The following is a 20,872-nucleotide window of genomic DNA, read 5'->3' as shown; positions in this document are numbered from 1 at the left end:
TGCGATCTCCTCACGACGAGCGTTAAAAACATAAATTTGATTTCAGGCTAGACATCAATCGAGGGGTGCACGAGGCAGAACTGTGACGATTCAAGACATTGATAAATGAGTCCATCGACACCAAATCATCAATATAAACTGCTCAATCGAGATTTATCATGACTGACCCGCTCCTCATCCCCTGCCCTTCCTGCAACGGCCTCAATCGCATTCCCGCCGAGCGCCTCGCTGACCAGCCCAAATGCGGCCGCTGCAAATCCGCAGTGCTGCTAACCAAACCGTTCGAACTCAAGCAAGGCGACTACGCCAGCCAGATCAAGGGCGATCTGCCGCTACTGGTGGATGTGTGGGCGGACTGGTGTGGGCCGTGCAAGTCGTTTGCGCCGGTGTTCGAGCAGGCGGCTGCGCAGTTGGCGGGCAAGTGTCGGCTGGCCAAGCTCGACAGCGAAGCCAATCAGCAGTTGTCGGCGCAGTTGGGGATTCGCTCGATTCCGAGTTTGATCCTGTTCAAAAACGGTCGAGAGGTTGCGCGGCAGAGCGGGGCATTCCCGCTGCCGCAATTGATGGCGTGGCTGCGTAGCCAGGGTATCTGACACAACCCGCTCCCACAGGGGGATCTGCGCAACTCAGGAATCAGTGGTCTTCGAGCAGATTGTGCAGCTCGACAAACTGCTGGGTCAGTTTATGCCGTGGATCAAGGTGGATCAGCGGCATGCTGGCCTGGTGCGATTCGCGCATTCGCACCGAGCTGGTCAGATAAACCGGCAGCACTGGCAAGCCCTCGGCGATCAGCTCATCGAGAATCTGCTGCGGCAGGCTGGCCCGCGCCTGGAACTGGTTGACCACAATGCCTTCAACTTCAAGACCTTCGTTGTGGTCTTCCTTCAATTCCTCGATTTCCGCGATCAATCCATACAGGGCTTGTCGGGAAAAGCTGTCGCAATCGAAGGGAATCAGCACCCGATCAGCGGCAATCAATGCCGAAACCGCATAGAAGTTCAGCGCTGGCGGCGTGTCGAGGTAGATGCGGTCGTAGTCTTCGGACAGCTCATCGAGCAATTTGCGCAGTTTGTTGATCTTGTGCTTGGCCTCAAGCTTGGGCTGCAAATCGGCCAGCTCGGAAGTGGCGGTAATGATGTGCAGGTTATCGAACGGCGTTTCGTAGATATCGGCCTGATTCTTTTTCGAAAACGGCCCGGACGACAGGGTTTGCTTGAAGAAGTCGGCAATGCCCATCGGAATGTCGTTGCCAGTGAGTCCCGTCAGATATTGAGTCGAGTTGGCCTGGGCATCGAGATCCACCAACAGCGTGCGATAACCCTCGCTGGCGCTGACCGCCGCCAGATTGCAGGCAATGCTGGATTTGCCGACCCCACCTTTCTGATTGAACACCACGCGCCGCATGACAAAACCTCCGTGTATCAAAGAATGACCGAGTGTAGTTGCGCGCGGCCCCGCTTCGCTACCTTCACGGAGACGGACTACAAAGTCAGGGGCAAATATCCGAGGACGAACAGCGCAATAACCGCCATCCATTGCCGAGATGGCCGACAGACAAGCCGCTGACAACCTGGATAATGGCCAAGTGACAGTTTTGCCACGAACCACTCGGTACATTTCGGTGCGCAAAATGTAACCAGCATTTGCTACACACCCGTTGCACCGCGATAATGCGCGCCACCCGGCGCCAAGCGCCACGTCAGGCCTGTCGCGGCTTTGGCGACTCAACGCGTCAACCAATGCCCGCAGGGGCGGGATAAATGTCCGTGATCAACTTCAACATCGCCCAATGGCGCGCGTGGGCCCCGGGGCTCGACAGCGTGGACGCCTGGCAGGCCTGGAGCCGACAACCGGTCATCATCCCGGCGAGCGATGCCGCGCCCGATGTGTCGTTTTTGCCGGCCATGCAGCGGCGACGGCTCAGTCGACTGGCGCGCATGGCGTTCAGCGTTGGCTGGCCATTGGCCGACGGACGGGAAAACCTGCCCCTGGTCTTCGTCTCACGCCACGGCGAGACCCCGCGCACCTACGACATCCTCAGTGATCTGGCCAGGGATGAGCCGCTGTCGCCAACCCAGTTCAGCCTGTCGGTGCACAACGCGATCATCGGTCTGTGGTCGATCATGCGCGGCGAAACCAGCGAAATGACGGCGCTGGCCGCTGCCGGCGATGGCCTCGAGCACGGCATGCTCGAAGCCGCCGCGCTGCTCAACGAAGGCGCGTCAGCGGTGCTGCTGGTGATTACCGAAGAACAACCGCCCGAAGCCTATTCGGCATGGATCGATGATGTGCCGTTTCCGTATGCGCTGGGCCTGTTGCTCACCCCCGGTACCGACTGGCGGCTGACCCTGAACAGCACCAACGAAGCACTGTCCAAAGCGCAATGGCCCCACGCGCTCAATCTGCTGCGAACCCTGCTCGGCCAGCAAACCCTCTGCCAACATGCCTGGAAAAATCGTGTATGGACCTGGCAACGCAATCCGTGATCGAGAAGAACCGCGACGCCTATTACTGGCGCCTGCTGGCTACCGCGGCAAGCTTCGCTCTGTTCGGGCTGGGCGGGCTGTGCCTGCGTCTGGTGGTATTTCCGATTCTCGGCTACCTGCCGGGCGATGCGCTGAAACATCGTCAGCGTGCGCGACAGACGGTCAGTCGGCTGTTCTGGTTTTTCGTGCGTTTCATGGCCCGCACCGGCGTGCTGACCTACGACATTCAGGGCGCCGAACGTCTGGGCCGTCCTGGGCAAATGATCATCGCCAACCACCCGTCGCTGATCGACGTGGTGTTTCTGATCGGTCTGGTGCGCCAGGCCAATTGCGTGGTGAAGAAAAGCCTGTGGGAAAACCCCTTCACCCGCGGCCCGCTGCGCAGCACCGAATACATCAGCAACGACGGCAGCATGGACATGCTCGATGCCGCCGCCGAGTCGCTGCAAAACGGTCAGACGCTGATCATTTTTCCTGAAGGAACGCGTACTCAGCCGGGGCAGGCACCGGCCTTTCATCGGGGCGCTGCAGCCATTGCCCTGCGCGGTGCGAAAATCCTCACCCCGGTGATCATCAAGGTCAGCCCGACCACATTGACCAAAGCCGAACCCTGGTATCGGATCCCCTGCCGCCGCGTGCACTTCAGTTTCCGTGTCGGCGCCGATATAGATCCACAGACTTTCGCCGCGCAAGGCCCCGCACCGCAGGCCTCGCGCAAGCTCAACGATTATTTGCATTCCTACTTCATCAAGGAGCTCGCCGAAGATGAGCGATCTGCACCGTGAGATAAAACTGTTGATCATCGACGCCCTCGGCCTCGAAGACATCAGCGCCGACGACATTGGCGACGATCAGACACTGTTCGGCGAAGGCTTGGGCCTGGATTCCGTCGACGCGCTGGAACTGGGTCTGGCGATCCAGAAAAAGTATGGCATCAAGATCGACGCCGACGCCAAAGACACCCGCAACCATTTCACCAACGTGGCCAGCCTTGCGGCATTCGTCACGGCAAAACAGGCAGCTTGAGACCGGACCATGCAAACTCGTGACGACATTTTCAACACCCTGCGCGATGCCTTGGTCGAGCTGTTCGAACTGGATCCGGCCCGCGTGAGCCTCGAATCCAACCTTTATCAGGATCTGGAAATCGACAGCATCGACGCCGTCGATCTGATCGACCACATCAAGCGCCAGACCGGCAAGAAAATCGCCGCCGAAGAATTCAAATCGGTGCGCACCGTGGGTGACGTGGTCGAGGCGGTGTACCGTCTGGTTCAACCAGCCGCATGAGCCGACTGATCGGCCTCGGCCTGCTGCTGGCCGGTCTGTTGTACCCGTTTGCGGTGTATTTTGGCATGGAGCACTTTGCGCCGTGGCAGTTCGGCCTGCTGTTGGGCGGCCTGTGGCTGGCCCGCGCGCTGACCGGCGAGCGCAAGCCCGGCAGCCTGTGGATGGCCTGCGTGGCGATCGCTTTCTGCGTGCTGCTGGCGCTGTTCGACAGCCCGCTGTTGCTGCGCTGGTACCCGGTGCTGATCAGCGGCTTCATGCTGGTGCTGTTCAGCCTGAGCCTGATGTATGGGCCACCGATGGTCGAGCGACTGGCGCGCCTGCGTGAACCGGAGCTACCGGACATCGCCATTCGCTACACGCGCAAGGTCACCGTGGCCTGGAGCGTGTTTTTCTTTTGCAACGGTTTGTGCGCCGCCCTCCTCACGCTGTGGGCTCCGCTGAACTGGTGGATGTTGTACACCGGCCTGATCTCCTACGGATTGATCGGCCTGATGTTTGCCATTGAATGGCTGATACGACAACGGGTAAGAGGCCGTACATGAATTGGATAAAACTTGAGCAGCTATTGCTCAAGGCCTTGCCGGCGCGGGCGATCAGCCACGCACCGGCACTCGATCACGCACAACTGTGCGAACAGGCGCTGTCGGTTGCCGCCGGCCTGCGAAGCCGTGGCGTGCGCCGACTGGCCGTGCATCTGGAAGACGCCGCCGATCTGGCCATTGCCCTGCTCGGTGCCTGGCGCGCAGGCGTCAGCGTATTACTGCCTGCGGATCTACAGGCACAAACCCGCCGGCGCTGGTCTGGCGAAGTCGATTTGTGGCTGACCGATCAAGAAGATGACTGTCATCTGGCTGACCTGCATCAGCCAGCGCTGGCCAACGCGCAACTGAATCTCGACGAGTGCCGCTTGAGCCTGTGCACTTCGGGTTCCAGCGGCGAACCCAAGCGTATCGACAAGACGCTGCGCCAACTGGCCAATGAGGTCGAAGCACTGGAGCAATTGTGGGGCGCGGATCTCGCTGAGGCCTGCATCATCGGCAGCGTCGCCACCCAGCACATCTACGGTTTGCTGTTCCGCGTGTTGTGGCCGCTGTGCGCCGGACGAACATTCACGCGCAAGCAACTGGCATTTCCCGAGGACATGCAGCGCGCCAGTCGCGAGCATTCAGCCTTCGCATGGATCGCCAGTCCGGCGCTGCTCAAGCGCATGGGCGACAACCTCGACTGGCCGGCCCTCAACGCCGTACGGCGGGTGTTCTCCTCGGGCGGCGCGCTGCCGGCCGACGCAGCGCGAAGTCTGCAGCAACGCCTGCAGCAGTGGCCGACGGAAATTCTCGGCAGCTCGGAAACCGGCGGTATCGCCTGGCGACAGGGCGAATCCCTGTGGCAGCCGTTCGCTGGGGTCGCACTGAGTCAGGACAGCGACGGTGCGCTGATGATCGCTTCGCCGTATCTGCCCGCCGGCCATGTCGAATACACCGCCGACGCTGCGCGGATGGCTGCCGATGGTCGGTTTGAACTGCTCGGGCGGCTGGATCGTATCGTCAAACTCGAAGAAAAACGTATTTCCCTGCCGATGCTTGAGCAAGCGCTGGTCACCCATGAATGGGTCGCCGAAGCTCGACTGGGCGTAGTCCAGGAAAACCGTGCCTCCCTCGGCGCATTGTTGGTGCTCAGCGAATCGGGTTTGTTTGCCTTGCGTGAACACGGCCGCCGCAGTCTGACCGAAACCCTGCGTCGGCATCTAAGTCAACACTGCGAAACCCTCGCCCTGCCGCGTCGCTGGCGCCTACTGCGTCAATTACCGATGAATGCGCAAGGCAAACTGCCGCAGGCCGAAGTCGATGCCCTGCTGCTCGCGCCACGCCCGAAGGCGCCAGAAGTGCTGGAACAAACCCGAACCGACGGCGAATGGAGTCTGCAACTGAGCGTGCCGCCGGATCTGGCGTACTTCAGCGGCCACTTTCCCAAGGCCCCGGTCTTGCCGGGCGTCGTGCAAGTGGAGTGGGCGTTGAATCTCGGCCGCCAATTGCTGAACCTGGACGGCGCGTTTGCCGGCATGGAAGTGCTGAAGTTCCAGCAACTGGTGCGCCCCGGCGACGAAATCCAGTTGCATCTGCGCTTCGACCCGGAGCGCAGAAAGTTGTACTTCGCCTATCGCAACGACACCGCGACCTGCTCCAGTGGCCGGATCATTCTGGGGGCTGGCAATGCATAACCCCTGCGCAGTAATCCCGGTCTATAACCATGAAACGGCCATCGGCACCGTCGTCGACGCCCTGCTCGCACAACAGCTGCCGTGCATTTTGGTGGACGACGCCAGCACGCCATCCTGCGCGAAAGTGCTCGATGCGCTGGCCGGGCGTGACAACGTGCATCTGGTGCGCCTCACCGCCAACCAGGGCAAGGGCGGCGCGGTGATGACCGGCCTGCGCGAAGCTTCGCGTCTGGGCTTCACCCACGCCTTGCAGGTGGATGCAGACGGCCAGCACGACTTGCACGACGTTGCCCGTTTCGTCGAAGAATCCCACGCACACCCTGAAGCGATGATCTGCGGTTATCCGCTGTTCGATGAAAGCGTGCCCAAGGGCCGTTTGTACGCGCGTTACCTGACTCACGTCATGGTCTGGATCAACACGCTGTCGTTGCAGATCCGCGATTCGATGTGCGGCTTTCGTGTCTATCCGCTGGCGCCGACGCTGGCCGTGATCGACTCGGCCAAGGTCGGCAAACGCATGGATTTCGACTCGGACATTCTCGTGCGTCTGGCGTGGCGCAATCAGCCGATGCGCTGGTTACAAACCAGCGTGCATTACCCGCTGGATGGCGTCTCGCACTTCCGGCTGTTCCACGACAACGCGCTGATTTCCAGCATGCACACCCGGCTGTTCTTCGGCATGTTGCTGCGCCTGCCGGTGATCCTCTGGCGGCGGTGGCGCCCATGACCGTCGAGGCCGACAAAAAGCACTGGGCCGACCGCGAAGAACGCGGCAGTTTCCTGCTGATGAAATTCACTGCGCTCGCTGCCAAAATCCTTGGCCGACGCCTGTTGAGTCCGTTGCTGTACGGCATCGTCCTGTACTTTTTTCTGTTCGGCCGCACCGCCCGACGCAGTGCCTGGCAGTACCAGCAACGGCTGGCAGAGTGGAGCAAGCGTGACGATCTGCGCCCGAGTCACTGGCGGGTATTTCGTCAGTTCATGGCGTTCGCCGATTCGATGCTCGACAAGCTCGACGTGTGGAACGGCAAGATCCGCATCGAACAGATCGAAATCATCGACCCGGCCCTGCTGCGCAATCAGTTGCGTGGCACTCGCGGGCAACTGCTGGTCGGCGCGCATCTGGGCAACCTTGAGGTGTGCCGGGCGCTGGCGGAGATCGGCGAAAAGGTCACCATGAACGTGCTGGTGCACACCAAGCACGCCGAGCAGTTCAACCGTTTGTTGGGTGAGGCCGGGGCGACCAATCTGCGCCTGATTCAGGTCAGCGAACTCGACCCGGTGATCATGCTGCAACTGCACGAACGCCTGGAGCGCGGCGAGTGGCTGGCGATTGCCGGCGACCGTGTACCGCTGCATGGCGGACGCAGCGTGACCGTGGACTTTCTCGGCCATCCGGCGCCGTTCCCGCAAGGGCCATGGCTGCTGGCAGGTTTGCTGAAATGCCCGGTCAACCTGCTGATGTGCCTGAAACAACCCGACGGCCACTATCGCCTGACCCTCGAGCCTTTCGCCGATGCCGTGACGTGGACACGCCGCGAGCGCGAGCAGGTCATTCATCAGTGGGCCACCCGCTATGCGCAGCGCCTGAGTCACTATTGCCTCGAAGCCCCGCACCAATGGTTCAACTTTTACCCTTTCTGGAAGACCGATGACGACGCCAACCCATGAGCCGGTAACCTTCGGCGAACGCCCTTTGCGCATCGAAGACGTGCTGGCCCTGGCCAACCGTCAGGCGCCCGTGCAGTTGCAAAGCGACGCGGCTTACCGCGAACGCATCGCCAAGGGCGCGCGGTTCCTCGATTCGCTGCTGGACAAGGAAGGCGTGATCTACGGCGTGACCACCGGTTACGGTGATTCCTGCGTGGTCGCGGTGCCGCTGCATCACGTCGAAGCGTTGCCGCGTCACCTCTACACCTTTCACGGTTGCGGACTGGGCAAACTGCTCGATGCGCAAGCCACCCGCGCAGTGCTGGCGGCACGTTTGCAGTCGCTGTGCCACGGCGTGTCCGGGGTGCGAATTGAACTGCTGGAGCGTCTGCACGGGTTTCTCGAACGCGACATCCTGCCGCTGATTCCGGAAGAAGGTTCAGTCGGCGCCAGTGGCGATCTGACGCCGCTGTCCTACGTCGCCGCGACCCTGTCCGGTGAGCGCGAAGTGATGTTCCGTGGCGAACGCCGCCAGTCCGCCGACGTGCACCGCGAGCTGGGCTGGACACCGTTGGTGCTACGCCCGAAAGAAGCGCTGGCATTGATGAACGGCACGGCGGTGATGACCGGCCTCGCCTGCCTCGCCTACGCCCGCGCCGATTATCTGTTGCAACTGGCCACGCGCATCACTGCGCTGAACGTGGTGGCGTTGCAGGGTAATCCGGAGCATTTCGACGAGCGCCTGTTCGCTGCAAAACCGCATCCGGGACAGATGCAGGTCGCCGCATGGCTGCGCAAGGATCTGGCAATCGATGCACCAACTGCACCGCTGCATCGCTTGCAGGATCGTTACTCGCTGCGCTGCGCACCACACGTGCTCGGCGTACTGGCCGACAGCCTGAACTGGCTGCGTTGCTTCATCGAGACCGAACTGAACAGCGCCAACGACAACCCGATCATCGACGCCGAAGCCGAGCGCGTATTGCACGGCGGGCACTTCTATGGCGGTCACATCGCCTTCGCCATGGACAGCCTGAAAAACCTTGTGGCCAACGTCGCCGACCTGCTCGATCGTCAGCTCGCGCTGCTGGTCGACGAGCGCTACAACCACGGCCTGCCGAGCAACCTGTCCGGCGCCCCGGCGGATCGCGCGATGATCAACCACGGCTTTAAGGCCGTGCAGATCGGCACCAGTGCGTGGACCGCCGAAGCGCTGAAAAACACCATGCCGGCCAGCGTCTTCTCGCGCTCTACCGAGTGCCACAATCAGGACAAGGTGAGCATGGGCACCATCGCCGCCCGCGACGCCATTCGTGTGCTGGAGCTGACCGAACAGGTCGCCGCCGCCACGCTGCTCGCGGCCAATCAGGGCGTGTGGCTGCGCGGTCGCGATGCAGACGCGCGTCCGCTGCCACCGTCGCTGGCCGCCATGCACGAACAACTGGCCCAGGACTTCCCGCCGGTGATCGAAGACCGCGCCCTGGAAGATGAATTGCGCCTGTGTCTGCAACGCATCGCCGAGCAACACTGGAGGCTGCATGCGTAGTGCCGGAGTGATTCACGCCGACACGGAAGTTCTCGTGCCGTTTTTCGACGTCGACACCATGCACGTCGTCTGGCACGGCCACTACGTCAAATATCTCGAAGTCGCACGCTGCGCGCTGCTCGACAAGATCGGCCACAACTACAACCAGATGGTCGACTCGGGTTACGCCTGGCCGGTGATCGACCTGCAACTGCGTTACGTGCGCGGCGCGGTGTTCGGCCAGCGTCTGAACGTTCGCGCCAGCCTGGTGGAATGGGAAAACCGCCTGAAGATTCATTACCTGATCACCGATGCGCAAACCGGCGAACGCCTGACCCGCGCCAGCTCCGTGCAAGTGGCGGTCGAGGTCAGCAGTCGCGAGATGCAACTGGCCTCGCCGAAAGTCTTCACCGAAGCCGTGGAAAGGATGCTGCGATGAACCTGATCTCCAGAAGTCTTGCTGCTTTGGCCCTGCTGGCCGTATCGACGCTGGCCAACGCCTTTGACCTGCAACAACTCAGCGAGCAACTGGCGAAACCGGACGTGATCCACGGCCAGTTCATCCAGGAAAAACACCTGCGCGCCCTGCCCCAACCGCTGGTCAGCAAGGGAAGCTTCGTCCTCGCGAAAAATCACGGCCTGCTCTGGCTGCTGAAAACCCCGTTGCAGCAGGATTACCGCATCACCGCCAAAGGCATCGCCCGGCGTGACGGCGATGCCTGGCAACTGTTGCCGAGCAAGAGCGCCGGAGCCGAGCAGAACCGCTTGTTCCTCGCCGTGCTGCAAGGTGACAGCAGCGGTTTGCAACGGGATTTCGAACTGGCCCTGCGTGGCGATGCGCAGAAATGGCAACTGACCCTGACCCCACGCTCGCTGCTGCTCAAGCAAGTGTTCAAGCAGATCAACATTGACGGCGGCGCGCTGGTGCAAACCATCCAGTTGCTGGAAACCCAGGGCGACAGCACGTTGCTGCGCATGCAGGACAGCCACGCTGACCAACCGTTGAGCGACGCGGAGCAACATGACTTTGCCGAGTGAACGCAGGCTGCCCTGGCTGTTTCTGATTCTGCTGCTAGCCGTTATTGCTTTGGCTGGCTGGCAATGGCGCGACGGCGCGCCGCTGTCAGCCAACCTGATGGAACTGGTACCCGGAACCCATCCTGACGCCCTCGAACTGCGCGCCGAACAACGCATGCAGGAACCGCTCAATCGCGAAATGCTGGTGCTGGTCGGCCACACCGATCGTCAGCAAGCGGTGGCCATGGCGCAAACCCTGGGCGAGCAATGGCAGGCCAGCGGACTGTTCGAAAAAGTCCAATGGAACCTGCAAGCGGACTTGCCCGCCCTGCGCACGCAGTTGCTGCAGGGGCGACTGGCGATGCTCGCGGCGGATGATCGACAATTGCTGATCGAGCACCCCGATGCGTTTATTCAACAACGGGTGCAGGCACTGTTCGATCCCTTTACCGGTTTCAGTCTGGTGCCGAGCCAGGACGACTGGCTGGGCCTGACCGGACGCATCCAGAACAGCCAGCCGAAACACGGCGCGGTGCAACTGGACATCGGCAGCGGCGCCTTGGTCGCCGATGCCGACGGCAAGAGCTGGGTGATGCTGCGGGCGCGCACCACGGGCAACGCGTTCGACATGAACCTGCCGCTGCAAGTCGCCACCCTGCTACAACACAGCCGTGAGCAAGCGGCGAAATCAGACGTGCAATTGCTCGCGGCCAGCGGTTTGCTGTACGCGGCCAACGGTCAGCAGCAAGCAACCCGGGAAATGACCTGGGTAGGTGGCGGCGCGACGCTCGGCATCTTGTTGCTGCTGTTGCTTGCCTTCCGCCGTTGGCGCGTGTTGCTGGCGTTTGTGCCGGTGCTGGTCGGCATGTTGTTCGGCGCGGTCGCATGCGTGGCGTTGTTTGGTCACATGCACGTAATGACGCTGGTGCTCGGTTCCAGCCTGATCGGCGTGGCGGTGGATTACCCGCTGCATTACCTGTCGAAGAGCTGGAGCCTCAAACCGTGGCGCAGTTGGCCGGCGTTGCGCCTGACGCTGCCCGGGCTGACCCTGAGCCTGCTCACCAGCACCATCGGTTATCTGGCGCTGGCGTGGACGCCGTTTCCGGCACTGACGCAAATCGCCGTGTTCTCCGCCGCCGGGTTGCTCGGCGCCTATCTGTCGGCCGTGTGCTTGCTGCCGGCGCTGCTGAAAAACGTCGAACTGCGCCCCGCGCAATGGCCACTGCAAGTGGCCGAGCGTCTGGTCAACCTGCGCGAAAAACTGCTCGAACGCGTTCGCACGCCGGTGTTGCTGGCGCTGTTGATCGCCTTCTGCGCTGGCGGTCTGGTGCAACTGCAAAGCAAAAACGACATTCGTCAGTGGGTCGGTGCGCCGCAACAACTGACCGATGAAGCGCAGACCATCGCGCGGATCACCGGTTATCAGCCGACCAGTCAGTTTTTCCTCGTCCGTGCGGCCAATCAGCAAGAGCTGCTGGCGCGACAAGCAGCGCTGAGCGAGCGTCTGGAACAACTGGTCAATCTCGACAAACTGCAGGGCTATCTGGCCCTCGATCAACTGGTCAGCCCTCCTGGCCAGCAACAGCAAGTGCGCGACGCACTGAACAAACTGCCGCAGTTCTGGCAGCCGTTGCTTGACCTCGGCGTGCCATTAGCCGCGCTGCAAAACGAGCTGCAACAGCTGCAGACGCTGCCGCTTGAGGACATCGACGCCGCGTTGGCCGGCCCGCTCGGTGAACCGTATCGCCCGTTGTGGCTCGGCCCGACCGAAGATGGCGTGGCGGCGATGACCAGTCTGCAAGGTCTGAATAATCCGTCGTTGCTGCGGGTGCAGGCGCTGGATCTGCCGGGCGTGGAGCTGGTGGACCGGCTCGGTGATCTGAACAATGTTTTCGCCGCAACGCAGATCAGCGCCGCCGAACTGAAACTCGCTTCCTGCGTGTTGATCGTGCTGGTGCTGATCCTGCCATTCGGTTTCGGCGGCGCTCTGCGCATTGTGGCGCTGCCGCTGCTGGCGGCGCTGTGCAGTCTGGCAAGCCTTGGCTGGCTCGGTCAGCCCCTGACGCTGTTCAGCCTGTTCGGCCTGCTGCTGGTGACGGCGATCAGCGTCGATTACGCGATTCTCATGCGTGAGCAGGTCGGCGGTGCGGCGGTGAGCCTGCTCGGCACGCTACTTGCGGCGGTGACGACCTGGCTGTCGTTCGGTCTGCTGGCGGTGTCCAGTACCCCGGCCGTAAGCAATTTCGGCCTGTCGGTGAGCCTCGGCCTGGCGTTCAGCTTCATGCTCGCGCCGTGGGCCGGGCGACACAAACACGCCACTGCGGTCGCGGAGCCGGCAGTATGATGGTCATCGGTTTCTGGCTGCTGGCGCTGGCGTTGTTTGCTGTTGCCACGCGTGTCGGTCGACATTTCGGCCTGATTCCGATCGTCAGTCAGTTGCTGCTGGCGAGTTTTGGTTTGCCGCTGTTGATGTACTTCTGGATCGAGCCGGGCTGGCAGCTCAGCGGCGCTGAACTGATCGCGCCAGACTGGCTGAAAAACCTCTACAGCCTGAGTTTCGCCTTGCTGCTCGGGCACATTCTCAGCGACGTGATCGACCTGCGGCTGGATCGGCAGAGCGTGAAAATCGCCCTTCCGAGTTTCTTTGTGCCGTTCGCCTGCGGCCTCGCTGTCGCGTACGGGTTACTGCCGGCGCAACCGTGGCTCAACTCACTGGCCATCGGTCTGGTGTTCGCGATTACCGCCATTCCGGTGCTGTACCTGTACCTGCGCCACATCGATTACCCGCCCGCCGCCACCCGACGTCTGGTGCAGACCGCGATCCTGATCGACCTGACCTGCTGGACGCTGTTCGGCCTCGCTCAAGGCAGTCTGCAGTTGAGCAGTCTGTTGCTGCCGCTGGGCCTCGCTTGCGTGCCCGTCGTGCTGCGCTTGTTCGGCGTGCGCCGACCGCTGACCTACAGCCTCGGCTTCTTCGCCCTGCTGGTGATGGCCGAGCACTACAAACTCAATGCGCTGATTTTCGGCATCGGTTATCTGCTGTGCATGGCGGCGCTGAAAGTACCGCTGGTGCTACCGCTGCCGGCACGCTGGATGAGCCGTTTGCAGACATGGGTCGCCATCCCGTTGATCCTCACCTTCGGCATTGTTCAGATCGATGTACACAGCGCCCTCGCCAGCCTCGGCGCGGTGCAATGGGCGGCGCTGCTGCTGTTGCCGATTGTCAGTAAACTGCTCGGCAACTGGCTCGGCCTCGGCTGGGCCGGCGCCTCGTTCGAGGGCGCCAGCCGCTGGCGTGAAAGTGTGTTGCTGAACATTCGCGGCCTCAGCGAAATCGTCTTCCTCAATCTGCTCCTGCAACAACAGCTCATCACGCCGGCGCTGTACTTCGCGCTGATGCTGATGGGCCTGATCGCGACGCTCTTGCCAGCCCTGATCGGCCTGCATCGCGCGCCGCTGAATGCGAACAGTCACTTGCCCCGGAGCCCCCGTGCCCAACGTTGAAATGCAATCCCGCCAAGTGGTGATCATCGGTGCCGGCCCGTCCGGCGCCATCGCCGCCGCACTGCTCAAACGCAAGGGCCACGATGTACTGGTGATCGAGCGACAGCACTTCCCACGCTTTTCCATCGGCGAGAGCCTGCTCAGCCATTGCCTCGATTTCGTCGAAGAGGCCGGCATGCTCGACGCCGTCAACGCCGCCGGATTCCAGCGCAAGACCGGCGCCGCGTTTGCCTGGGGCGAGCGCTACAGCGCGTTCGATTTCAGCGACACCTTCAGCGACGGTAAACCGACCACGTTCCAGGTGCAGCGCGCCGACTTCGATAAATTGCTGGCCGATCAGGCCGCGTTGCAAGGCGCCGAGATTCGCTACGGCGATGCTATCGTCAGCGTCGATTTCGACCGCGCAAAACCCCAGCTCGATGTACGTCGCGAGGACGGCAGCGAATACCGCGTCGAGGCGGATTTCGTACTCGACGCCAGCGGTTACGGGCGCGTCTTGTCGCGTTTGCTCGATCTGGAAGCACCATCGAATTTCCCGGTGCGCCAAGCGGTGTTCACCCACGTCGAAGACCACATCGACAACCCGGCGTTCGACCGCGAAAAAATCCTCGTCACCACCCATCCACAGCATCGCGATATCTGGTTCTGGACGATTCCGTTCAGCAACGGTCGCTGCTCAGTGGGCGTGGTCGCTGCGGCGGAGCATTTCAACGGTCGTGATGCCGACCTCGATGCCTGTCTGCGCGGTTTTATCGCCGAGACGCCAAGTCTCGCCAACGTTCTGAACAACGCCGTTTGGGACACCCCGGCGCGTACGCTGGGCGGCTACGCGGCCAACGTGAAAACCCTGCACGGGCCGGGTTTCGCTTTGCTCGGCAACGCGGCGGAATTTCTCGATCCGGTGTTTTCCTCCGGCGTGACCATCGCCATGCGTTCGGCGAGCATGGCCGCGGCGGTTCTGCACCGTCAGTTGCAAGGCGAGAGCGTCGATTGGCAAAGCGAATTTGCCGAGCCGTTGAAACGCGGCGTCGACACCTTCCGCTGCTACGTCGAAGGCTGGTACGCCGGAACCTTCCAGGACGTGATTTTTTATGAAGACAGCCAGGTGGAGATTCGCCGGATGATCTGCTCGATCCTCGCCGGTTACGCCTGGGACGAGCGCAACCCGTTCGTCAGCGAAGCACGCCGCCGCTTGAAGATGATTTCCGAACTCTGTGCAAAGGACGCCCCATGAATTACTTGAGCGACAGCTACGTCGAGGAAACCCGCTTCGGTTTCTGGTTCCTGCGCAGCCATACCTGGCAGCACCATGTGTTGCGCGTGGCAATCAACGATCTGCGTGGCTTGTTCAGCGAATCGCTGCCGGTCAATCCGGTATTGCTCGACGCCGGTTGTGGCCAGGGCAAGTCGTTCCGGCACTTGCGCCAGATCTTCGCCCCGCAGCGTCTGATCGGCATCGACGCCGACCCGCACAGCCTCCAATTGAGCGGCGAAGAAGCGGCGCGTCAGGGTCTGCAGGTCGAGTTGATCGGCAGCGACTGCGCGACGCTCAAGGTGCCGGACGCCAGCGTCGATCTGCTGTTCTGCCACCAGACGTTTCACCATCTGGTCGAGCAGGAAAAAGCCCTCGCCGAGTTCTATCGGGTGCTCAAGCCGGGTGGTTATCTGCTGTTCGCCGAGTCCACCGAGGCCTACATTGATACGTGGGTGATTCGCTGGCTGTTCCGCCATCCGATGCATGTACAAAAGAGTGCTGCGCAGTATTTACAGATGATCCGCGAGCAGGGTTTCGAGTTCGGCGAGCGCAACGTTTCATACCCGTATCTGTGGTGGAGCCGGTCAAAGGACTTTGGCCTGCTGGAGCGGTTTGGGCTGCGCAAGCCGAAACCGTTTGGGCAGCGGGAAGAGACGTTGGTCAACGTCGTCGCGCGCAAACCGCTTGAAGGTGCCGTGTGATGTACCACTTTCGACCTGCATACATCGAGCCCTGTGGGAGCGGGCTTGCTCGCGAAAGCGGAGGGTCAGCTAGCATTGATGTCGGATGTGCCGATGCCTTCGCTGGCAAACCAGCTCCCACAGTGTCTACGGTGTGGCGATTTTTTGTGCTCGGCATGCTGCTGTTGTTGAGCGCCTGCGCTAGCCAGGCACCTTTGCCAGCGGGCAACCCGACATTGCCCCTGCCACTGCAATTGCACATTCAGCGCCAACTGGCCGATCAGCGCCAGGACTGGCTGCTGGTGATCCAGCGCGAAGGCCCCGGCATTCGCTGGTCGATGATGGACCCGTTGGGTATCCCGCAGGCCCGTCAGCAGTTGATCGACGGGCACTGGCAGGCCGACGGTCTGCTGCCGCCCAACCCGGAAGCCCGGGAGCTGTTCGCTGCGTTGCTGTTCGCTTTGACGCCGTCCGGCGAACTGTCGCGCAATTACCCGACCGCGCAACAACAGGGAGAGCACCGTTCGTTGCCCGCGCGCTGGGACATCCGTTATGCACAACCGCTGAGCTTTCAATTGAACCTGCCCCAAGGCCCGCACTATCGCGTGTCCCCTCTCGGTGAACCGACACCATGACCGCTTACCTGAATGCCCTCGGTGTGATCAGCGCCCTGGGCCGCGACAAAGCAGAAGTGGCGCGCAATCTGTTTGCCGGCGACTGCTCGAGGATGCGCCGCGAATCCGGCTGGGTGGCGGAGCGCGACCTGCCGGTGGCCGCCGTACACGGCGAGCTGGCGCCGATCCCGCTGGCGCTGGCCGACCAGAGCAGCCGCAACAACCAACTGCTGCTGGAAGCTGCGCTGCAGATTCACGACGACATCGACCTCGCGATCCAGACCTACGGCCGCGAGCGTATCGGCGTAGTGCTCGGCACCAGCACTTCCGGTATCGATGAGGCCAGTCGCGGACTGGCGCACTACCTGCGCGATCAACAGTTTCCCAGCGACTACGACTACCGCCAGCAGGAGCTCGGCGCGCCGGCAAATTTCCTCGCCGAATGGCTGCAACTGAGCGGCCCGGCCTACGTGATTTCCACGGCGTGCACCTCCAGCGCCCGGGCGCTGATGAGTGCCCAGCGCCTGCTCGACCTGGGATTGTGCGACGCGGTGCTGTGCGGCGGTGTCGACAGTTTGTGCAAACTCACCCTCAACGGTTTCACCGCGCTTGAAGCGGTCTCGGATCAGCGCTGCAATCCGTTTTCGGCCAACCGCAACGGCATCAACATCGGCGAAGCGGCGGCCCTGTTCCTGATGACCCGACAGCGTGGCGAAGGCCCGGCCATCGCCCTGCTCGGTGCGGGCGCCAGCTCCGATGCGCACCATATTTCCGCGCCGGAGCCCAGCGGGCGCGGTGCGCTGCAAGCGATGCAAAAGGCCTTGAGCCGCGCCCGACTGCAAGCGGTGCAGATCAACTATCTGAATCTGCACGGCACCGCGACCCCGCACAACGACGCCATGGAAAGCCTGGCGGTTGCCACGCTGTTCCCTGAAGGCGTTGCCTGCTCGTCGACCAAACCGATGACGGGCCACACCCTCGGTGCCGCCGGGGCGCTGGAAGCGGCGTTCTGCTGGTTGAGCCTGAGCGCTGACAACCGTGAACAGGCCTTGCCGCCGCACGTCTGGGATGGACAAGCCGATCCTGATTTGCCGGCGCTAAAGTGGGTGACCGCGAGCGAACGCCTGTCGTCCATTGCTCCCCGCTACCTGATGAGCAATTCGTTTGCCTTTGGCGGCAACAACGTCAGCCTGATTATCGGAGACGCCCCATGACCGACTGGCCGCTCGCCGAACTGTTACCCCACGCGGGTGACATGATCCTGATCGATCACATCACAAGCTTCGACGAAGAACAGATTTACACCCGCTCAACGATCAAGCCGGACGGCCTGTTCAACCTGCCGGACGGCAGCCTGCCAGCGTGGGTCGGCATCGAGCTGATGGCGCAGAGCGTCGCCGCGTTTGCCGGTTGTCACGCACGGCTGAAAGGCAATGCTGTGGAACTGGGTTTCCTGCTTGGCACGCGCAAATTCGAATGCAACGTTGCCGCGTTTCCGGCCGGCAGCGAGCTGACCATCCACGGTATTCGCTCGCTGGAAGACGACAACGGCATGGGCGTTTTCGAATGCCATATCAACGCGCCGGGCATCGAAGCCAGTGCCCGCTTGAACGTGTTTCGCCCGCCCGAAGCGGCGCAGTATCTTGAACAAACCAAGGAGTCGAACGATGACTGAATCCGTACTGGTCACCGGCTCCAGCCGTGGCATCGGCCGCGCCATTGCCCTGCGTCTGGCGCAGGCCGGCCATGACATCGTCGTGCATTGCCGCAGCGGCGTAGTTGAAGCACAAGCGGTGCAGGCCGAAATCGAAGCACTGGGGCGCAACGCGCGCGTCCTGCAATTTGACGTAGCTGACCGCGAAGCCTGCAAAAGCATTCTCGAAGCCGATGTCGAAGCCCACGGCGCCTATTACGGCGTGGTGCTCAACGCCGGCCTGACCCGCGACGGTGCATTTCCAGCGCTGAGCGACGACGATTGGGACGTGGTGCTGCGTACCAACCTCGACGGCTTCTACAACGTTTTGCACCCGGTGATGATGCCGATGATCCGCCGCCGCGCCGCTGGTCGGATTGTTTGCATCACCTCGGTGTCCGGCCTGATCGGCAACCGTGGCCAGGTCAACTACAGCGCCTCGAAAGCCGGCGTGATCGGCGCCGCGAAGGCGTTGGCGATCGAACTGGGCAAGCGCAAAATCACCGTTAACTGCGTCGCGCCGGGCCTGATCGACACGGCGATGCTCGACGAAAACGTGCCGGTGGAAGAACTGATGAAAATGATCCCCGCGCAACGCATGGGCACCCCTGAAGAGGTGGCCGGTGCGGTGAATTTCCTGATGTCGGCGGAAGCCTCGTACATCACCCGCCAGGTGCTGGCGGTCAACGGAGGCTTGTGCTGATGAAGCGCGTCGTCGTCACCGGCATGGCCGGCATCACCTCGCTGGGCAGCGACTGGGAAACCATCGCCGGCAACTTTGCGGCCAACCGCAGCGGCATTCGCCGGATGGACGAGTGGGATCGTTTCAGCGAGCTGAACACGCGTCTGGCCGGGCCCATCGATGACTTTGTCGTGCCTGCGCACTGGACCCGCAAGCAACTGCGCAGCATGGGCCGGGTGTCGCGGCTCGCTGTCGGTGCGGCTGAGCGTGCGTTGGCCGATGCCGGTTTGCTCGGTGACGAATCGATCAAAGACGGGCGCATGGGCGTGGCCTGCGGCTCGTCCACCGGCAGCACTGACGAAATCAAGGCGTTCGGCAACATGCTGCTCAACTCGGTGGCCGAGGGTCTAAACGCCAACTCCTACGTGCGGATGATGCCGCACACCACCGCGGCGAATATCAGCATCTTCTTCGGCCTCACCGGTCGCCTGATCCCGACGTCCAGCGCCTGCACTAGCGGCAGCCAGGGCATCGGCTACGCATACGAAGCCATCAAGTTCGGCCGCTTGCCGTTGATGCTCGCTGGCGGTGCCGAAGAGCTGTGCCCGACCGAAGCCATGGTCTTCGACGCGCTCTACGCCACCAGCCTGAAAAACGACGCGCCGCAGACCAGCCCGCGCCCCTACGACAAGGGCCGCGACGGTCTGGTGATCGGTGAAGGCGGCGGTATGCTGGTGCTCGAAGAACTGGAACACGCCCTCGCACGCGGGGCACACATCCATGCCGAGATCGTCGGTTTCGGCAGCAACGCCGACGGCCAGCACACCACGCGTCCCGAGCAGGTCACCATGCGCCGCGCCATGGAGCTGGCACTGGAAGACGCCGGGCTGACGCCGGATGCCATCGGTTACGTCAATGGTCACGGCACCGCTACAGAACAGGGCGACATTGCCGAAACACTGGCAACCAGCAGTCTGTTCGGCGAGCGCATGCCGATCAGCTCGCAGAAGAGTTTCCTCGGCCACACGCTCGGCGCCTGCGGAGCGCTGGAGTCGTGGTTCAGCATCGAAATGCTTAACCGCGACCTGTACGTGCACACGTTCAACCTCGATGAGGTCGATCCGCACTGCGGCAAGCTCGATTACCTGCGTGGTGAATTCCGCTCGATGCATCACGAGTACGTGATGAACAACAATTTCGCTTTTGGTGGCGTCAACACCTCGTTGATTTTCCGCCGCTGGCACTGACCGCAACACGTTTGGAGTGAAGGGAATGACTCAGTTTCACCGCATCGCCGCCCTGTTGGCCCTGGCCCTTGTGCTCGGCGGTTGCACCAGCAAACCGGTGTACAACGCCAAAGAAGAGTTTTCGCCAAACCTCGGCTTCACCGCCCCACAGATGAGCCGCGCCATCGTCACCGCCCTGAACGACCGCCAGTGGGTCGTGCAATCGGTGCGTCCGGGCATGATCAAAGCCGCGATCACCGTGCGCGGTCGCCACCACGCCGAAGTCGATATCCCGTTCACGCCGACCTCGTTCGAAATCGACTACCGCAGCAGCTACGGCCTCGACGCCAAGGACGGCAAGATCCACGGCAACTACAACCGCTGGGTCAACCGCCTGCGCGACAACGTGCTCAAAGAGCTGTCGATCAACCCGGACATCGAAGCGGTGAACAACCTGGGCATTATCAAACAGGGTGCGGACGAACCGACTTACCTGAGCTTTCGCGAGGGCGTCAAACGCGCCACCGATGCCGGCCTGCTCGACGGCAGCGTGAAGTTCTACCTGGCCGGCGAAACCCTGCCAAAACAGGTGCGCAAGCTCGACACCGTGAGCAGCAGCCGCAAGACCAACGGCTCGAACAAGTCCGACGAAGACGCCTGCTTCTGGGCTTTGCAATCGGCCCTCGCGACCCTGCAGAACGCCGCGAAAAAAGCTGATGCCAACGCCGTGATCAACATCGCCAGCGTCGACCAGCGTGACCTCTACAAAGACACCGAAAAATTCCAGTGCCGTGCGGGGTTGGTGGTGTCGAGTGTGGCGTTGCGTGGAGACCTTGCGCACGTCGACTGACTGACTGAGTGAATCCAATCCTGTGGCGAGGGGATTCATCCCCCATGGACTGCGCAGCAGTCCCCATCTGGACAATAAGGGGGCGCCATTGGGCGCCCCCTTCATTTTCAGCATCTACACTCGCTCCATAACGCCTGCCGGAACGGCGGCCCCATCGTTCGAACAATCGCGGTTCTCTTTCA

23 protein-coding genes are annotated in these 20,872 nt (G+C 62.1%); 22 read left to right on the top strand and 1 reads right to left on the bottom strand.

Translation table 11 applies throughout. The features are described from left to right. Positions 1-158: 158 nt before the first annotated feature. Positions 159-593 (top strand): thioredoxin TrxC, encoded by a 435-nt coding sequence (gene trxC / locus F2P67_RS06365; protein ID WP_166218641.1) that lies wholly within the window; start codon positions 159-161, stop codon positions 591-593. Positions 594-633: 40 nt separating this feature from the next. Here the strand turns inward: trxC and F2P67_RS06360 are convergent, their stop codons facing one another. Then, positions 634-1,404: a ParA family protein gene (locus tag F2P67_RS06360; RefSeq protein ID WP_166218639.1), complete on the bottom strand. Its 771-nt coding sequence runs from the start codon at positions 1,402-1,404 to the stop codon at positions 634-636. 356 nt (positions 1,405-1,760) lie between these two features. Here F2P67_RS06360 and F2P67_RS06355 point away from each other — a divergent pair, with 356 nt between their 5' ends. The 21 genes from F2P67_RS06355 (at position 1,761) to F2P67_RS06255 (ending at position 20,690) form a co-directional block, all read left to right on the top strand. Next, entirely contained in the window at positions 1,761-2,486 is a 726-nt protein-coding gene (locus F2P67_RS06355; RefSeq protein WP_166218637.1) for a beta-ketoacyl synthase chain length factor, read from the top strand. Continuing rightward, on the top strand, positions 2,462-3,271 hold the full coding sequence (locus F2P67_RS06350; protein WP_166218635.1) for a lysophospholipid acyltransferase family protein: 810 nt from the start codon (positions 2,462-2,464) through the stop codon (positions 3,269-3,271). The genes F2P67_RS06355 and F2P67_RS06350 overlap by 25 nt, the downstream gene beginning before the upstream one ends. Beyond that, a complete protein-coding gene (locus tag F2P67_RS06345; RefSeq protein ID WP_166218633.1) occupies positions 3,252-3,512 on the top strand; it encodes a phosphopantetheine-binding protein in 261 nt (86 codons plus the stop codon). Before F2P67_RS06350 ends, F2P67_RS06345 begins: the two co-directional genes overlap by 20 nt. Before the next feature lie 9 nt (positions 3,513-3,521). Then, positions 3,522-3,776: an acyl carrier protein gene (locus F2P67_RS06340; protein WP_007909503.1), complete on the top strand. Its 255-nt coding sequence runs from the start codon at positions 3,522-3,524 to the stop codon at positions 3,774-3,776. Further along, a complete protein-coding gene (locus F2P67_RS06335) occupies positions 3,773-4,318 on the top strand; it encodes a COG4648 family protein (protein ID WP_166218631.1) in 546 nt (181 codons plus the stop codon). The genes F2P67_RS06340 and F2P67_RS06335 overlap by 4 nt, the downstream gene beginning before the upstream one ends. Then, positions 4,315-5,994, top strand: a complete 1,680-nt coding sequence (locus F2P67_RS06330) for an acyl-CoA synthetase family protein (RefSeq protein ID WP_166218629.1) — start codon at positions 4,315-4,317, stop codon at positions 5,992-5,994. The genes F2P67_RS06335 and F2P67_RS06330 overlap by 4 nt, the downstream gene beginning before the upstream one ends. Beyond that, on the top strand, positions 5,987-6,721 hold the full coding sequence (locus F2P67_RS06325; protein ID WP_166218627.1) for a glycosyltransferase family 2 protein: 735 nt from the start codon (positions 5,987-5,989) through the stop codon (positions 6,719-6,721). The genes F2P67_RS06330 and F2P67_RS06325 overlap by 8 nt, the downstream gene beginning before the upstream one ends. Further along, the gene (locus F2P67_RS06320) at positions 6,718-7,665 is read left to right on the top strand and encodes a lysophospholipid acyltransferase family protein (protein ID WP_166218625.1); all 948 of its coding nucleotides are present in this window, start codon (positions 6,718-6,720) and stop codon (positions 7,663-7,665) included. Before F2P67_RS06325 ends, F2P67_RS06320 begins: the two co-directional genes overlap by 4 nt. Then, positions 7,646-9,190, top strand: a complete 1,545-nt coding sequence (locus F2P67_RS06315; RefSeq protein ID WP_166218623.1) for an HAL/PAL/TAL family ammonia-lyase — start codon at positions 7,646-7,648, stop codon at positions 9,188-9,190. Before F2P67_RS06320 ends, F2P67_RS06315 begins: the two co-directional genes overlap by 20 nt. Continuing rightward, positions 9,183-9,608, top strand: coding sequence for an acyl-CoA thioesterase (locus F2P67_RS06310; RefSeq protein WP_166218621.1), 426 nt, complete (start codon positions 9,183-9,185; stop codon positions 9,606-9,608). The genes F2P67_RS06315 and F2P67_RS06310 overlap by 8 nt, the downstream gene beginning before the upstream one ends. Next, positions 9,605-10,207, top strand: a complete 603-nt coding sequence (locus F2P67_RS06305) for an outer membrane lipoprotein carrier protein LolA (RefSeq protein WP_166218619.1) — start codon at positions 9,605-9,607, stop codon at positions 10,205-10,207. The genes F2P67_RS06310 and F2P67_RS06305 overlap by 4 nt, the downstream gene beginning before the upstream one ends. After that, positions 10,191-12,530: an MMPL family transporter gene (locus F2P67_RS06300; RefSeq protein WP_166218617.1), complete on the top strand. Its 2,340-nt coding sequence runs from the start codon at positions 10,191-10,193 to the stop codon at positions 12,528-12,530. The genes F2P67_RS06305 and F2P67_RS06300 overlap by 17 nt, the downstream gene beginning before the upstream one ends. Then, positions 12,527-13,690, top strand: coding sequence for a cation:proton antiporter (locus F2P67_RS06295; RefSeq protein ID WP_166218615.1), 1,164 nt, complete (start codon positions 12,527-12,529; stop codon positions 13,688-13,690). The genes F2P67_RS06300 and F2P67_RS06295 overlap by 4 nt, the downstream gene beginning before the upstream one ends. After that, on the top strand, positions 13,677-14,924 hold the full coding sequence (locus F2P67_RS06290) for a tryptophan 7-halogenase (RefSeq protein WP_166218613.1): 1,248 nt from the start codon (positions 13,677-13,679) through the stop codon (positions 14,922-14,924). Before F2P67_RS06295 ends, F2P67_RS06290 begins: the two co-directional genes overlap by 14 nt. Next, complete coding sequence (locus F2P67_RS06285) at positions 14,921-15,646, top strand: class I SAM-dependent methyltransferase (protein ID WP_166218611.1); 726 nt, start codon at positions 14,921-14,923, stop codon at positions 15,644-15,646. The genes F2P67_RS06290 and F2P67_RS06285 overlap by 4 nt, the downstream gene beginning before the upstream one ends. Before the next feature lie 131 nt (positions 15,647-15,777). Then, positions 15,778-16,260, top strand: a complete 483-nt coding sequence (locus F2P67_RS06280; protein ID WP_343045146.1) for a hypothetical protein — start codon at positions 15,778-15,780, stop codon at positions 16,258-16,260. Beyond that, positions 16,257-17,453, top strand: a complete 1,197-nt coding sequence (locus F2P67_RS06275; RefSeq protein ID WP_166218609.1) for a beta-ketoacyl-[acyl-carrier-protein] synthase family protein — start codon at positions 16,257-16,259, stop codon at positions 17,451-17,453. The genes F2P67_RS06280 and F2P67_RS06275 overlap by 4 nt, the downstream gene beginning before the upstream one ends. Continuing rightward, on the top strand, positions 17,450-17,914 hold the full coding sequence (locus F2P67_RS06270; protein WP_166218607.1) for a hotdog family protein: 465 nt from the start codon (positions 17,450-17,452) through the stop codon (positions 17,912-17,914). The genes F2P67_RS06275 and F2P67_RS06270 overlap by 4 nt, the downstream gene beginning before the upstream one ends. Further along, positions 17,907-18,635, top strand: a complete 729-nt coding sequence (gene fabG / locus F2P67_RS06265) for a 3-oxoacyl-ACP reductase FabG (RefSeq protein WP_166218605.1) — start codon at positions 17,907-17,909, stop codon at positions 18,633-18,635. The genes F2P67_RS06270 and fabG overlap by 8 nt, the downstream gene beginning before the upstream one ends. Continuing rightward, positions 18,635-19,861: a beta-ketoacyl-ACP synthase gene (locus tag F2P67_RS06260; protein ID WP_166218603.1), complete on the top strand. Its 1,227-nt coding sequence runs from the start codon at positions 18,635-18,637 to the stop codon at positions 19,859-19,861. Before fabG ends, F2P67_RS06260 begins: the two co-directional genes overlap by 1 nt. Before the next feature lie 25 nt (positions 19,862-19,886). Next, positions 19,887-20,690, top strand: coding sequence for a hypothetical protein (locus F2P67_RS06255; protein ID WP_166218601.1), 804 nt, complete (start codon positions 19,887-19,889; stop codon positions 20,688-20,690). The last annotated feature ends 182 nt before the right edge of the window (positions 20,691-20,872 follow it).

The sequence above is a fragment of the Pseudomonas atagonensis genome (assembly GCF_011369485.1).
In the GTDB taxonomy this organism is placed as follows: Bacteria; Pseudomonadota; Gammaproteobacteria; order Pseudomonadales; family Pseudomonadaceae; genus Aquipseudomonas; species Aquipseudomonas atagonensis.
The sequence above is the reverse complement of the archived record's forward strand: the minus strand, read 5'-3'. Positions and strand labels throughout refer to the sequence as shown.